This window comes from Calorimonas adulescens (assembly GCF_008274215.1).
Taxonomy (GTDB): domain Bacteria; phylum Bacillota; class Thermoanaerobacteria; order Thermoanaerobacterales; family UBA4877; genus Calorimonas; species Calorimonas adulescens.
This window is the reverse complement of record NZ_VTPS01000019.1, coordinates 14,483-29,468: the sequence shown is the minus strand read 5'-3', so window position 1 is coordinate 29,468 and position 14,986 is coordinate 14,483. Positions and strand designations below refer to the sequence as shown.

General features: G+C 43.1%; 16 protein-coding genes. 4 read left to right on the top strand and 12 right to left on the bottom strand.

What is annotated here, in order from left to right:
- Window positions 1-2: 2 nt before the first annotated feature.
- The 3 genes from FWJ32_RS11005 to FWJ32_RS10995 all read right to left on the bottom strand — a co-directional run bounded on the left by FWJ32_RS11005 (window position 3) and on the right by FWJ32_RS10995 (window position 3,647).
- The gene (locus FWJ32_RS11005; protein WP_162523610.1) at window positions 3-668 is read right to left on the bottom strand and encodes a cytochrome c biogenesis CcdA family protein; all 666 of its coding nucleotides are present in this window, start codon (window positions 666-668) and stop codon (window positions 3-5) included.
- A gap of 169 nt (window positions 669-837) precedes the next feature.
- Window positions 838-1,431, bottom strand: coding sequence for a DedA family protein (locus tag FWJ32_RS11000; protein ID WP_149546004.1), 594 nt, complete (start codon window positions 1,429-1,431; stop codon window positions 838-840).
- 113 nt (window positions 1,432-1,544) lie between these two features.
- Window positions 1,545-3,647, bottom strand: a complete 2,103-nt coding sequence (locus FWJ32_RS10995) for a YcdB/YcdC domain-containing protein (protein WP_149546003.1) — start codon at window positions 3,645-3,647, stop codon at window positions 1,545-1,547.
- 253 nt (window positions 3,648-3,900) lie between these two features.
- On the opposite strand from FWJ32_RS10995, the gene FWJ32_RS10990 reads away from it, so the two are divergent.
- Window positions 3,901-4,131 carry a hypothetical protein gene (locus FWJ32_RS10990; RefSeq protein ID WP_149546002.1) on the top strand — a complete coding sequence of 77 codons (231 nt, stop codon included), beginning with the start codon at window positions 3,901-3,903 and terminating at the stop codon, window positions 4,129-4,131.
- 104 nt (window positions 4,132-4,235) lie between these two features.
- Here FWJ32_RS10990 and pepV read toward each other — a convergent pair whose 3' ends face one another.
- From pepV to FWJ32_RS10970, 4 genes are all read right to left on the bottom strand, one after another.
- On the bottom strand, window positions 4,236-5,648 hold the full coding sequence (pepV, locus tag FWJ32_RS10985) for a dipeptidase PepV (RefSeq protein WP_149546001.1): 1,413 nt from the start codon (window positions 5,646-5,648) through the stop codon (window positions 4,236-4,238).
- Between the two features lie 119 nt (window positions 5,649-5,767).
- Complete coding sequence (locus tag FWJ32_RS10980; protein ID WP_149546000.1) at window positions 5,768-7,186, bottom strand: carbon starvation CstA family protein; 1,419 nt, start codon at window positions 7,184-7,186, stop codon at window positions 5,768-5,770.
- A gap of 119 nt (window positions 7,187-7,305) precedes the next feature.
- Complete coding sequence (locus tag FWJ32_RS10975; protein ID WP_162523609.1) at window positions 7,306-7,998, bottom strand: LytR/AlgR family response regulator transcription factor; 693 nt, start codon at window positions 7,996-7,998, stop codon at window positions 7,306-7,308.
- Window positions 7,979-9,676: a sensor histidine kinase gene (locus FWJ32_RS10970; protein WP_162523608.1), complete on the bottom strand. Its 1,698-nt coding sequence runs from the start codon at window positions 9,674-9,676 to the stop codon at window positions 7,979-7,981. Before FWJ32_RS10970 ends, FWJ32_RS10975 begins: the two co-directional genes overlap by 20 nt.
- Window positions 9,677-9,836: 160 nt before the next feature.
- Between FWJ32_RS10970 and FWJ32_RS10965 the strand changes: the two genes are divergently transcribed.
- The gene (locus FWJ32_RS10965; protein WP_149545997.1) at window positions 9,837-10,532 is read left to right on the top strand and encodes an AzlC family ABC transporter permease; all 696 of its coding nucleotides are present in this window, start codon (window positions 9,837-9,839) and stop codon (window positions 10,530-10,532) included.
- Complete coding sequence (locus tag FWJ32_RS10960; RefSeq protein WP_149545996.1) at window positions 10,523-10,864, top strand: AzlD domain-containing protein; 342 nt, start codon at window positions 10,523-10,525, stop codon at window positions 10,862-10,864. Before FWJ32_RS10965 ends, FWJ32_RS10960 begins: the two co-directional genes overlap by 10 nt.
- A 159-nt stretch (window positions 10,865-11,023) precedes the next feature.
- On the opposite strand, the gene glgD is transcribed toward FWJ32_RS10960, so the two are convergent.
- The 5 genes from glgD to FWJ32_RS10935 all read right to left on the bottom strand — a co-directional run bounded on the left by glgD (window position 11,024) and on the right by FWJ32_RS10935 (window position 14,373).
- Complete coding sequence (glgD, locus tag FWJ32_RS10955) at window positions 11,024-11,764, bottom strand: glucose-1-phosphate adenylyltransferase subunit GlgD (RefSeq protein WP_149545995.1); 741 nt, start codon at window positions 11,762-11,764, stop codon at window positions 11,024-11,026.
- 71 nt (window positions 11,765-11,835) lie between these two features.
- Window positions 11,836-12,348, bottom strand: a complete 513-nt coding sequence (locus tag FWJ32_RS10950) for an FGGY-family carbohydrate kinase (protein ID WP_275266299.1) — start codon at window positions 12,346-12,348, stop codon at window positions 11,836-11,838.
- 278 nt (window positions 12,349-12,626) lie between these two features.
- Complete coding sequence (locus FWJ32_RS10945; protein ID WP_203227743.1) at window positions 12,627-13,070, bottom strand: DUF2798 domain-containing protein; 444 nt, start codon at window positions 13,068-13,070, stop codon at window positions 12,627-12,629.
- The gene (locus tag FWJ32_RS10940) at window positions 13,063-13,275 is read right to left on the bottom strand and encodes a hypothetical protein (protein WP_149545993.1); all 213 of its coding nucleotides are present in this window, start codon (window positions 13,273-13,275) and stop codon (window positions 13,063-13,065) included. The genes FWJ32_RS10945 and FWJ32_RS10940 overlap by 8 nt, the downstream gene beginning before the upstream one ends.
- 129 nt (window positions 13,276-13,404) lie before the next feature.
- A complete protein-coding gene (locus FWJ32_RS10935; RefSeq protein ID WP_149545992.1) occupies window positions 13,405-14,373 on the bottom strand; it encodes an NmrA family NAD(P)-binding protein in 969 nt (322 codons plus the stop codon).
- A gap of 420 nt (window positions 14,374-14,793) precedes the next feature.
- On the opposite strand from FWJ32_RS10935, the gene FWJ32_RS10930 reads away from it, so the two are divergent.
- Entirely contained in the window at window positions 14,794-14,982 is a 189-nt protein-coding gene (locus tag FWJ32_RS10930) for a hypothetical protein (RefSeq protein ID WP_149545991.1), read from the top strand.
- Window positions 14,983-14,986: the final 4 nt, after the last annotated feature.

Genomic DNA, 14,986 nt, shown 5'->3' with positions numbered 1-14,986 from the left:
CATTATAGAAAATAGCTGCTCACCCTTGTGATAAGACCGGTATATATGAGGGTGCCAAATATGATTAAGATGACCCCACCGGTAATCTTTATGTAAGGGAGATATCTGTTAATACTCTTGGAGAATTCAAAAAACCTGTCTACGGCCAGGCCAAGGGAAATAAACGGCATGGCCAGGCCGAGGGAATATATGCCCAAGAGCCACATGCCCGTCCACGCAGTATCACTCATCCCTGCATATACCAGTATTGAGCCCAGTATCGGACTCATACAGGGTGTCCAGCCAGCCGCAAAGGATATACCTAAAAGGAATGATGATACAAGACCTGTGTTCTCTCCCGGTTTAAAGGCCTTATATTCACGAGATAAGAAATACGACTGTACAAGGCCGGTCTGGTATATGCCAAAGAGTATAACCACAGCCCCGCCTATCTTCCTGAAAAGGAACATATTGCCCCTTAAAAATCCGCCTATCAGCGTGGCCGAGGCCCCGAACAGTACAAAGACCATGGAGAAGCCCAGTACAAAACTTACAAGCCCCCAGAGCCTCCTCTTTTTCTCTCCACATGCCACATAGGACACGTAGCCCGGCAGGAGCGGTACAATGCATGGTGAAAAAAAAGAAAATAGCCCTGCTGTAAATGAAGCTATAACTGAAACCTCTCTCATAAATACCCCCTCCCCTATGGGGTTTCTATTTTTAGTATAACACAGGATGAGCCAAATGCAAAATATCATTGATTTCAGTGTAAAAACCCGCTGGAGAATGATATGCAGCATCAAGCGCAACCTTAAATCGAGTCTATGATATTCTCGATAAGCGGCAGATGCAGCCTGCTCATTTCTTTTTATAATACCTCAAAAACACAACCCACGACAGTATGACTATACAGGCTACCAGACCTGAGACAGTAATCTTTATGCCAAGCGGAAGTGTCAAAAACACATTAATGTTCATAGAAAACACATATGAAAAGTAGGTCAAAAATACTGCCCAAATCAGGTCACCCACAAAGGAATAAACGGCAAATGTACGTACGCTCATCCTGGTGATCCCTGCGGCCCATATGGCGGGGGTCCTTGTTATACCTATCCAGCGGCTCACCATATTGGTAAGTCCTCCATATCTGCTAAACCACTGGTCCACCTTCCTTATATCCTCGTCATCTATGTGAAGATACCTGCCATATCTCTCAATGGCAGACCTGCCTTCATAAAATCCCGCATAGTACGCTATAATATTACCTGTGAGATTTCCCAGTGTTGCAACTGTTATGGTAATATAAGGGCTCATGACACCGTGCATGATGAGATATCCCGAAGCAATAAAGGCAAGCTGTACAGGGTTTGGTATACCCGTACCATCTACCAGTGTCCATAAAAAAAGTCCATAGTAGCCATACCTGATGACCATGTCATATATAAAGTCCATGAAGGCACCACCCCGTAATATTTTTCACCATACGGGATGGTATTAAACATTAAATAAAAAACCGCTGCAGGTAAAGGCAGCGGTTTAGAATCTATAAAAAGACAGTATTTTATTTACATATTCTTCATGGCGTTATAAACTGCAGCACAGAAATCTGAAAAGGTCACCGGGTCATCTGGCTTAAACTTCCCATTCTCTGCGTCCATAACCTTCAATGACGTTACAATAGCTATGCTGTTCTTTATCTCTTTGCCCAGGCCATCTATATCCTTCACAGTGGTTGAAAAAGCCACATCCGAGTTTGTCAGCTTATCATAACCTGTTGCCCTGGCAAGCCACAGTGCAAGCTGGGCTCTTGTTACTGTATCCGATGGTTTTACATCCTCCTTTATTACACCATAGTCCTTCAGGGCCTCCAGGGCGTTACCCTCGGGACTGGCGTCTGCTGCACCCTCCATCATCGGCTTTGCATAGTAGCCCGGAGTAAACGCCTTGAAAAGAACCTGTGCAGCCTGGCCTGCTGTTGCCTTTTCAGTCGGTGCGGGTATGGGTTGCGGCATGATGCCTGTATCAATGAATATCTTTAGAACCCTCTCATTCTTATCTCCCCTTACCGTTCCATACGGGTCAAATTTTTCATCCTCAGGTACAGGCTTTGCAGAATTATCATATCCTACAAACTCCCCTGTCTTAGCGTCTATGCCATACCCATTGATATATGATAACTGATACACAGGGATTGGGTCTCCCTTGGGGTTGCCTGTGTAGTTATCCCTTGGTATCACAAAAGAGAGCTGAAGTTTTTGATATTTGGAAAGTACCTCCTTTGCCTTTTCAAGCGTTATAACCCCTGAGGTATCTGGTTTATCGACAGCACTAAAGTTCATGTTAAACCCTACTATATTGCCCTCATTATTAATGTTTACATTTACACTATTCATCGGGTAAAGGACCCCATCCTCGTACATAATGAAGTTTACCGTATAGTTGTAGTCTTTACCCGACACAACAAGGGCATTCTTAAACGGGAGTTTAAACCTGGATATATAATCCTTGGCAATTTCTACAGCTTTATCCATTCCAACTCCTTTGCCATCCGCCTGAGGGCTTCCTGGCATGTTGGGCCACTCCCCATAGCTGAGGTTTAATATCCTGCCAGTCTCAGAGTCGATGACAGCACTGAAATTGAAGCTGCCTTTTTCATCCCCGTAATTGCCATATATATTATATACCTTTAAATTTTCCCCATTATAGAGATAACCGTCATTTATGCTGACACCTAACTGCGCTTTAGATGGGTCCCTGCCAATATCCTTGAGATATTGCTCTGCGAAATCTTTAGCCTTCTTCTCGTCCATTTTGCCCAGAGACTCCAGTACCACGGCATTGTTTACGCTGTATTCTTCCCTCTTACCAGCCTCAAAACTATCCCCGTTATAGCTTACAGGTGCACCTGTCTTTGCGTCTATACCCATGGGAAGAGGATAAATGCCTGCATTGTTTGCTGGCTCATAGAGGAGCCTGTTCTCCGATCCCTTTCCATCTCTCCATATCTGAGCCTGTACAAGGTAGGTGCCCATCACCTCATCCAGCCTCTTTGATGCCTCCTCCTCACTCAGGACACCAGTCATGTCAATCTTGTCAATGTCCGTCCAGTTGAGGTTAAAGCTACACACCTTACCGGTTGTGGCGTCAACGCTTATGTCTATACCCTGATTTAGATCCTTAAACTGGTCTAAATTCCTCTTGAAGTGGTAAAAGTAAACTGTTTGCCCGCTCTTATAGTTGAAACTGCCATACTGATAATCGGTTTTTTTGTCTATCTTGTCGTATTTATCAGGTGCATATTCTTTTATAAAGTCAAGGGCAGTATCTATGAGTTCATCCCTTGTATAGTTAGGCACATTGTCATTTTTATCTCCTGGGTAGTAGTTTAGATAATATCCGTAGTTTACAAGTTCGCCTGTGGTGGCATCCACTGTAGCACTTACATTTACAAGGTTGTCATAGAAATATAGGTTCCAGGCCTGGCCAGGCGCATCGTATCTCTGGCCTAGGTTGGCGCTGATCTTGCTGGCATCAACGCCTGAAATCTTGGAAATCAGTTTCTTTGCCTGGTCTGACGAATACGCAGGCACTTCCTCAGCAAAGGCCGGCATGACCGCAATGCTGAGCAGCATTGCTAATGAAAGGATAAAAGACAATAGTTTTTTCATTTCACAAAGCCCCCCTTTTCTTTTTTCAATCTACCTGCTTCAATTATACCATCAATATACGTATATGATTCATTTGTTAACTAAATTTAATGTTTATGTAAAAAATTTGCAATAATTTGTGCTATAATAATTAACAGCCCATTAAATTGGTCGAAGGCAAATGCTAATGGAACAAATAGCTATCATATTATTGTAAAGAAACTATTTATTATAAATCAAAACAGCAGAAATCACTCTTGAGGGAGGCAAGATTATGCTTACTAAAACAGAAATAATGTTGTTTAATATTTTCTCGTGGCTGCCAGTGTTTTCTATTGCCGCCGCAGCTTTCCTGTTTATCTGGGGTATTGCCTTAAAGCATAAAGGCAAGCAGTATAGAAAGCTCTTTGTAGCAGGCGGCATATTTTTAGGACTTTTCCTTTTATGGTGGATTTTATTTATAATCATAGGGTTAATAGGCTTTGGGCCCGGCAGATTTGACTAAGTGGTTAGTTATACTGAGGACAAAATATAAAAGGTACGGAATACACCATATCCCGTACCTTAGCCGGACAGATAAAGCCAACTCACCTTTATATCCGGGTTTTATTATTTGGCAAGCTCATATATTGCACTTCCGTATATCTTTGCAAGCTGTACAAGATGGTCTATGGCAATATACTCATCGGTCTGATGGTCAAGTTCCGGTTGACCTGGGAAGTTCGGGCCAAAGGCCACCATATTCTTCATCTCCTTGGCATACGTGCCGCCTCCAATGGCCAATAAGACCGGCTCATTTCCTGTGACCTCATGATATACCTTTGACAGGGTCTGAATCAGTGGATGGTCTTTTGGAAAGTACAGGGGGTTTTGTGCAACCATGTTTTCAATCACTATGCCTGTTCCCTCAAGTTTCTTATTGAATGGCTTTATAAAGTCATCATAGGTATATGTCACTGGATAGCGGATATTCAGGCCAAGCCTTCCCTCGTTTTCATCAACACTCACCGTACCTATGTTGAAGGTAAGCTCGCCAGTCTCATCTTTAAGGTATACTCCAAACTTTTTACCATTGGTCTCCATACCTACATTCTCCGCAAAGAAATGGATAAACTTCTTTACATCGGTATCTCCAAGGTCCAGGGTATCTAAAAACATGAAAAGCTGCATTATGGCATTTTTACCCTGTTCAGGTGTAGCACCGTGAGCAGCCACCCCTGTCGACACAATGGTAAGTCCGTCGCCATTATCTTCACAGCTCAGGTCAACATTTTTCTCTTTTCTATAGTCCTCTACAGCCTCAATGACACTTTTCTTGAGGCTTTCATCATCAACATGCAAAACAGCCCTGGCCAACCTCGGAACCATATTTTTAACCTCTCCACCGGTTATTTTTACTATTTTTATTCCGGATGTTGGCTTTTTGTCAAACCTCATAACCACATCAAAGAGGGTGATGCCCTTTTCAGCATATATGACCGTGAAGTTGGCATCAGGAGTAAACCCAATGGTTGGAGCCTCATCATGTTCAAGATAATACTCTATCTCATTGGAGCCAGACTCCTCATTGGAACCAAAAAGTATCCTTACCCTTTTTGAGATCGGTAACCCAAGTTCCTTTATGGCCTTCAGGCCAAACAACGCTGCCATGGTCGGACCCTTGTCATCAATGGTGCCCCTGCCGTATATCCTGTCATCATGTATCTCAGCACCATATGGTGGATATGTCCATCCATCTCCCTCCGGCACCACGTCTAAATGGCCCAGTACCCCTACCATCTCTTTGCCCTCGCCATACTCAGCATAGCCAACATAGTTGTCCACATTCTTTGTCTTGAATCCCAACTCCTCTGAAATTTTAAGAGCAGTCTCTATAGCTTTAGCAGGCCCTTCCCCAAACGGTTTTCCAGGCTCTGCAGGACCCAGCACACTTTTTACCCTTACTATCTCCTGTGTAGCTTCTACAAGCCTATCCCTCAGCTCGTCAATCTTTTTGCTGATAAGCTCTTTTGCGTTGTCCATTATACCCCTCCTCTATGTAGACTCACCTATATTATAGTTTAATGTAATATTGATTTCAATGTTTTCAAGAATTTACATTTTTTGCACAAAAAGGGCCGTTGGTGAACGGCCCTTTTTGTCTATTCTTCATATACCGGCTGCCCGGCCCATCTGTATGCACTGATCATAAAAGCTATGAAGGCTATAAGGGCTGCGGCCAGGCCAACAGGATAGGCAATCGTTGTTGAAAGCTTGAAACCCTCTGGTGCCATAAGAATATATGTGATGCTGACCGCTGTCATAAATGTGGCAGGTATTGTGGCGATCCAGTGGAATTTCCTTTCTCTTGCCAGATAGGCGGCCCCTGTCCAGAGCATTATCATGGCAAGGGTCTGGTTTGACCATGCGAAATATCTCCATATTATAGAGAAATCTATCTGGGTGAGTACAAAACCGATTATAAATAGCGGTACTGCTATGAGGTACCTTTTAAGCGGCTTTATCTGGTCCATATTCAGGATCTCTGCTATGGTAAGCCTGGCCCCTCTAAATGCTGTATCTCCCGATGTGATAGGAAGGACAACGACACCAAGCACAGCCAGTGTCCCTCCAATAGGTCCTAAGAGCTTCATTGACACTTCTTTAACCACACCCGATGGCCCTGCAGGGTTTGCCAATGCAGCACCCAGTCCTGCCGTACCGTCATAGAAAGACATAGCGGCTGCAGCCCAGATAAGGGCTATTATGGACTCGGCAATCATCATTCCGTAAAATATAAACCTTCCCTCTTTCTCATTTTTCGTGCAGCGTGCCACAAGGGGCGATTGGGTTGCATGAAAGCCTGATATGGCGCCACAGGCAATAGTTACAAAGAGCAGCGGCCATACAGGTGCTCCTTTGGGATGGAGATTGGCAAGAGTGAGCTCAGGGATGGGAGCACCGTTATATACCATCATTACACCAACACCCAGCGCCATTATTATCAAAAGGGCACCAAAAAAAGGATAAATCCTGCCTATAATCTTATCAATGGGCAATACTGTTGCTATAAAATAATAGGCTATTATTATCATGACCCATACCTTCAGCGACAATGGTGTCATGGATGCCAGCAGACCTGCTGGCCCCGTGGTAAATGTGGCCCCAACTAGTATTAAAAGTAAAATGGAAAATATGTTTACAAAAGACTGCATACCTTTCCCCAAATACTTCCCAACCATAGCAGGGACGTTAGCCCCATCATTCCTTATAGAAAGCATCCCGGAAAGGTAATCATGGACCGCACCAGCAAATATTCCACCGAGTACAATCCATATGAAAGCCCACGGTCCCCAGAGAGCCCCCTGTATTGCCCCGTAAATTGGACCAAGCCCTGCAATGTTCAATAACTGGATCAGGCTGTTGTTCTTCCAGTCCATAGGAACGTAATCGATGCCATCCTGTCTCAAGTATGCTGGTGTCTTTCTATCCTCGTCAGCTCCGAAAACCCTTTCCACAAATGCGCCGTATGTGAAGTATCCTAAGATAAGTATTACTATTGATACAAAAAACGTTATCATAAGCTTAACCCTCCCCTCTGTAGTTCATCTCTGATTCTACATACAACGGCATATTAAAGGGAAGGTTTTCTGCATAAAATGCAACATGAGCTGTATAAGATGCATAAACTCGGTATAAGCTACATATAAAAGCGCTCCTTCATGTCTTTCACATAGCTGCGGCTGACCGGTATTTCATCGGGAATATCTTTCAGATGAAGCATATAGGTGCCGTTAAACCAGGGTATAATCTCCTTTATCCTGTCCACATTCACAAGATATGCCTTATGCGTCCTTAAAAGCTGCCTGCCAAACCTCTGCTCAAACTCCTTAAGGGTGGCTGACGTCCTGTACTCTCCTCCGCCTGTTTTGATGATTACATCACGGCCTTCTGCATATATATAGTATATATCATCTATGTCTATGAGATGAAACCGTTTATTCTGCTGCACAGAAATCTTGCCGACATCGTGTACCTGGAGTCTTTCACGTATCCGGCTCAATGCCGTGTCTAACCTTTCTTCAGAAAATGGTTTTAAAATATAGTCTGTGGCTTCTACCTCAAATGCTTTGACAGCATACTCGTCATAGGCAGTAACAAATACAATATACGGCTGGTTTGCGTTTTGCCGGATCCTATTCGCTATATCCATCCCGCTCTTGCCTCCTAGCTCTATATCAAGGAATACCACATCGGGCCTTAGCTCACAAATCTTTTTGACAGCTTCATTATAGTTGGCTGCCTCCCCTACTACATGCACGTGCCTCTCCTCCAAAAGATATTTGAGCTCATCCCTGGCAGGCTTTTCATCATCAACCAGCAATGCTTTCAAACTGAACCACCTCCTGACAAGGTACCTCAAAACTTATGGTGGTGCCCTTTCCTTTTGTGCTTGCTATATGAATGCCGCACCCATCTCCAAACATACTCCTAAGCCTCGAGTCTACATTATAGAGACCAACATGTTCAGGATTCGGTGTCCTCGTATCAAAGGTTTCATCCATTCCCATGCCGTTGTCCTCAACCTTTATCTCGGCATACATGCCCCTTCTTATCACGTCTATCCTTACCCTGCCTCCATCATCCTTTGGCAGGAGGCCATGCTTGATGGCATTCTCCACCAGCGGCTGAAGGGTCAATGGCGGCAAAAAGATGCCATCTACATCGTCAGCATTTATTTCCACTTTTATCCTGTCTCCAAACCTCGCCTCTTCTATGGCTACAAAGGCTCTCACATGTTCCAGTTCCTTAGACAGTGGTATTTTTGCCTTATCAATCTCCAGATTGCGTCTGAAAAATGTGGCCAGGTCCAAAAGGAGTTTCCTGGACTTTTCAGGGTCCATGCGCGATACGGATATAATTGTGTTTATGGAGTTGAAAAGAAAATGAGGGTTTATCTGGGCCTGAAGTGCCTTGAACCTCGCTTCCTCCAGGAGTTTATTCTGCAGCTCCAGTTCTGTAAGCTCCAGTTGGGTGGATATGAGGCCGGCCAGGCCTTTCGCCAGGTTGATATCAGTCTCTGTAATGGCATTTTCCCTTTTCCTGTACAGTTTGAGAACCCCTATCATCTGGTCCTTTTTATATAAAGGTGACACGACCGCTGACCTTAACGGACAGCCCCCATGGGAGCACTCTATTCCTTCTTTATGCACAGCCACCTTTATTTCTCCTGTCCTTAGCACCTCTCTGGTAAGGCTGGTGCGTACGGGGTCCCCGGCTACGTGATGGTCACTCCCACAGCCAACATGAGCCAGAATCTTATCCCTGTCTGTAAAAGCCACCGCATCAAGGTCAGTCATCTCATAGATGATTTTTGCCACATTATAGGCGCTATCTGAATCAAACTCGCCTCTGAAGTAGGGGAGCGTCTTTTCGGCTATATCCATAGCAAGCTGGGCCTGGCCAGCCTTCAGTCTTTCCTGTTCCTTATATATAATGTCCAGTATCATCATAAATATGGCTATTCCGGCAGCGTTAATCATGCTCATGGGGATCCATATGATGCGTACCAGCCCAAGAGCCTCAGAAAAAGGCCTGGCCAGCAGGAGTATTATCCCCATCTGCATCGTCTCGCACAAAGCCCCAATCAAAAAAGCAGATACAAAACTATTTTTAGCGTTTGCATATCCCTTAGACAACATACCTGAGACAAAACCTTCTGCAATTGTAGACACTGCACAGGCAAAGGCTGTAAAACCTCCAATATCTATGGCCCACCGATGCAATCCGGAAATGACACCGGCACCAAGGCCCACCCATGGTCCCCCTAAGAGCCCGGCAATAATAACACCCACAGCCCTGGAGTTGGCCAGAGCACCATTTATCGGTACACCGGTATATGTCCCAAGTATTCCAAATGCCCCAAAAATTACCGTCATTAAAATCTTTGAGACCCTGTTTATATCACGGCCAAGTATAATCCTTTTAAACAAATCCAGCCTGGAAAGTATAAAGGCGACGGTTACTATTGTTCCTAACCTGTTCACCATCTCTATAAATATGACGTTCATATGAACCACCTCATGCGCCTTCACTGATAATTTCATAGTGACCACATCTTTTTCCTAAGATTTATTATACATCCATTCAAAACGGATGTCGTCAACAAAAATAAGGTAAATCCATTAAGATGTGATATAATAGGTAAAAACGACTACAGGGGGGTATCAAATGTTAAAACAGATGGAACTTAAAAGAGACTATGGAGGTATGAGGTCGGCCATACCAGTAGTTATAGGATACATACCCATAGGGTTCGCATATGGCGTGCTTGGGGCAGCCAACGGCCTCACTGTCATGGAGGTTGTCTCTTTGTCTCTCTTTGTTTATGCAGGGAGTGCCCAGTTCATTGCGATAAACCTGCTGTCCACTGGCGTAGACATAGTCACCATAGTCTCCACCATATTCATAGTAAACCTGAGGCATCTTCTCTACAGTACGTCTCTTTCCAGCTACATGAAAAAAATCGAGCATCATCACATCCCGCTGCTCTCCTTTTTTATAACAGACGAGACCTACGCCGTGTCCGTCACGGACTTTCAGAATGGCAGAAAACCAGACTCAGCATACTTTTATCAGCTGTTCCTGACATCCTATACCGCCTGGGTAATATCCTCGCTGGCAGGCGCCCTTTCAGAAAGACTTCTAATGACCTCGGGGCTTAACTGGGGACTTGATTATGCCCTTCCGGCCATGTATATAGCACTGCTTTTTATGCAGCTTGTCGGTATAAAGAAGTTCATCGTAGCAGCATTTTCGGGAGCACTGTCCATTGCACTTATATATCTGATACCAGGAAACTTCAATGTCATCATTGCCGCACTGTCCGGTGCTTTTATGGGGGTGATGTTAGAAAAATGGATATGAGGTTTATATCTGTGCTTGTGGGAATGACCCTTGTAACCTATATACCCAGGATGTTACCTGCCATGGGCCTTTACAGAGTCAACCTCCCCGGCTGGTGTCTGAAGTTTTTAGATTATATACCTGTAGCGGTGCTGTCTGCCCTGCTGTTCCCAAGCATAATGATGCCAAACGGCAGGCTTAACATATCTATTACAAACCCCTACCTTATAGCATCAATACCTACGGTGATATCAGCTTACTTCTCACGAAACCTCTTTATACCGGTCATCGTGGGTATAATAAGCTACGTGGCATTTACATTTTTAGGACTGGGTCTATTCCTCCTGGATTAATTAAATCCACAGCATCCGTCCTTTTTGTACCATGCCCGTACCATACACCCAACCAGGTGCGTCTTTAAATTAAGAAAATAGGCCTTTGCCTGCTGCCCTAAAATAGCTCAATCCACTTCATAAGAGAAGACCAGGTAAAAAACGGCCTGGCCTTTTTTGCTAAAAACTTCTCCTTTTTTCAACCACAAGAGGTATCTCTTCATCACCTTTCAGTTCTTTATCAGGTGCTATCTCAGTGTACTTGTCGGTTATTATGTTGGTCAACTTGGAGCCCTCTCCTATAATGCTACCCTGGAGTATTATGCTGTTTTTTATAGCCGCACCCTTTCCTACGTGTACCTTTCTGAATATAATGCTGTTTTCCACAGAGCCCTCTATAAGGCTTCCATTACCTATTATAGAGTTCTTCACACTGCTCCCTTTTAAGTATCTGGCAGGCGCCTCATCTCCTGTCTTGGTAAATATTGGCCTGTTGCTTAAAAAGAGCAGCCTGTATATGTTGTGATCTAACAGTTCCATGCTTGTCTTATAATATGACTCTAAGGAGTTTATACACCTCAAGTAGCCCTTATATTCAAAAGCACCCACCCGATACTCTTCCAGTGAATTATATATGGCATTCTTTACCTTCCTGAACTTTCCGGTGGTTATACATCCCCTGATGATATCTATAAGCAAGTCCCTCTTCATTATATACATTTCCATGCAGATGCTGGCATCTTTACTGTCCCCTATATTTCTGCCGACACTTACAACCCTGCCATGCCTGTCAATGCCGAGTGTCTCAGCTAATAAATAGTGTCCATCTGCATCATCAACCCTCTTATAGATTACAGTTATATCATTGCCAGAGTCGGTATGGTACTCCATGGCCTCCCTAAAGTCTATGTTGCATATCATATTTTCAATGTTCAGATTTATTGTTAAATAATGTGAATCAAATTTTCGAGGTTCAATTTGTTCAGAATGTGTCAAAAAGTGTGGGTCGCTCCACTTATCTTCGACAGTTTCTTAAATACTTCCTTGAGTGTAGGATATAGGTTCCGGTAAATCTTGTAATACTTCATCATGTGTTCTTTAGTGTTTTTTATTTTGGGATAGCAGACGGTATCGGTCTTTATAGCTATGGCGGCTGCTTCCTGTACACTCTTATATATGCCGGAGACCACTGCTGAAAGGAGGGCGACGCCTATGGCCGATCCCTCCTTTGATATAATGGTCTTTACAGGGCAGTCGAATATATCGCATATGATTTTCCTCCATAAGGGGCTTGTTCCTCCACCTCCACAGAGGAACATTTCATCGATGCCTACGCTTGTAGTCTTGATTAAATTCAAAGCGTCAAGGAGCGAAAAGGCCACGCCTTCCATTATCGCTCGTATTAGATCCCTCTTTTCGTGTATCGCAGAAAGGCCAAAGAACACCCCACGAGCGTCTGGGTCTATATGGGGTGTCCTTTCGCCTATAAGGTAGGGGAGATATATCAGCCTGTTTGTTCCTATACTTGAGTTCTGGACTTACTTGTCGATAAGGTAATAGGGGCTTACTTCCATTGAAGATGCAATCTCTATTTCCAATGCACAGAAATTGTCCCTAAACCATTTAAAGGAGAGGCCTGCTCCTTGTGCCACATCCATGACGTGCCATGCCCTCTGAGGCGGTTAATAGAGGGGGAGACCAGCTTGACGTAAACTGGTTTTACTCCCTTGATGCTCTGTTTGAACTAAAGGATGCAGATGCATCCATACGCTCCTTGAGACTATTATTTGGCTACTATTTTTATTGTAAGCTTAAAAGCCAAAGGAGTAATGGCTAGAGAAACAATATATCCAATAACAAATACAATTGGATATACATGACACCATGCAACAAATAGCCCAGGCACAAAACCCACATTAATCAGTGTCATGGTAAAACTGATAACAGTAACATAAATTCCATTAATTATCAAATTGCTTAATGCTGCAAACCCCAAAGTATTTTCCTTAGCACCACACTTTTTTGCAAACATATTACCAAATTTGTTAGCTGGTATTATAAGGGCAGTAATAAAGTTAATGACAAATGATTCTAATGTCATTATAAAAAATGTTATAAGAGCCACCTTTCCAGTGTTCAAAAGCTGAACTACTATGGACATAGTCATTCCAAGGGCAAGCATAATCCATGTACTCATTACAAGCTCGAAGTATTTCTTGTTAATCATTGAGAAGTTCCTTTCTAAATTTATTACATTTTTTCAGATAAACTTTTGATTTTGATTCTTGTGTAAAAAGTGACTTTTCTGCCGGAGGTGGTACGGCGCCTCCGCTTATTCTGCTGCCTCTTGCGTTTAGTCCTGCGCTTCGTGAAGATTCGCCGGTAATTCGGCCTGCTGCCTCAGATGCCCACTGCCTCCGCCGGGTACCCACCGAATATGGGTGTTGTCCTAAACTCAAAAGCGGCGACAGCTTTGCTAAACGGTGCTCTTGGCCACCTCTAGCAACGGACTTAGTTTCTACACCAGAATCAACTTTCTCATTTACTTTAAATCGCTAATATTATAGGTATTTACCTAAATCCCAATAGCTACTTACTCTTTCTTTCCATACAAAGCTGTATTTATCTATCAAGTCACGAACACGCAATGGTTTTCTGCCAGTCAATTTTTCAATTGTATCTGTTTCAATTGCCATTAAACCATCTCTAATGCTAAATTCGTTAGTTACCATGTCATTACCACAAAATGGAACTGGTGATTGAGAATAGTCACCATCTGTAGTACGAGGAACATGTATTGAATCTAAATATTTAAAAAATTCATCAGGATTAACTGGCACATATTCATAATTAATACCTGATGCTTCAGCAATCATAGCACAGATTTCACCCTCGCTGATCAATTCTCCACCTGTGACATCATAATCCTTATTATGCTCTCCTTTACCTAATAACAATGCAGTAGCAACACGACCACTATCATCTTTTGCCACAAATGTTGCTTTTCCATCACCTGCTGGAGTAATCCATTTGTTGTCGCTTATATTAGCTAGTATAACAGAATTAATTAAGTAGTTTTCCATATAAAGGTTATTCCTCATAATGTTATAATCTACGCCACTCTCACGTAAATATTTTTCTGTTGCTGTGTGGTCTGGTAATACATATTGATTATATTCTTCACGATTAGCACCTAGGAATGAAGTGTACGTAATATGTTTTACACCAGCTGCAATAGCAGCATCAATTGCATTTTTATGTTGTTGAACACGTTTTGGTCCATTTATAATACTGGACACCAAAAAAATACGATCTCCGCCTCTGAAGGCTTCTGTCATTTGTTCCTTGTTATCATAATTTGCTTCCCTGATTGTAACGCCTTGTTTTTTCCAAGCCTGTACCTTTTCTTTTGGTAAACGTTTTAAATCTGGACATGTAAAAATTAATTGTTCTCCTGATACCTCATGTAGCATGTTCTCTGCTACTCTTCCACCTAATTGCCCATCTACTCCTGTAACAACATAACGCATATTTTCCCCTCCTAGTTTAAATTGGTAGTGTCAAAAGTTTTTACTCTTAAAATGGTTCGAATGCTTTGTTATCAAGGCTTAGGTGTCCTAACCTTGCCATCTACCTTGATTTTGTCAGATTTTTACTTTCATCCTCTTGAGAATTTCTTTAATCTGCTTCTGAATTTTTGCCAAGGCCGGTTGAAAGCCCGTTCATTTCACCCTTGACAAAAATTCAATGATGCAGATTACAATTTACCAGAGGACGAAAATCATTCATCTCAATATACGTTCTTCATATAACTTTTTGCACTACCTTAAATTTATTTTTAATTAAAGGATGATTCTGGTGTAGAAACTACGTCCGTTGCCGGAGATTGCCAAGAGGACCATTTAGCGAAGCCATCGCCGCTCTTGAGTTTAGGGCAACACCCCCATTCGATGGGTACCCGGCGGAGGCAGCGGGCATCTGAGGCAGCAGGCCGAATTACCGGCGAATCTTCACGAAGCGCAGGACTAAACGCAAGAAGCAGCAAAATAAGCGGAGGCGCCGTGCCATCTCCGGCAGAAAAGTCACTTTTTACACCAGAATCAAGGATTGAAAGAATAATGCAATCAGTTAGCAATTAATATC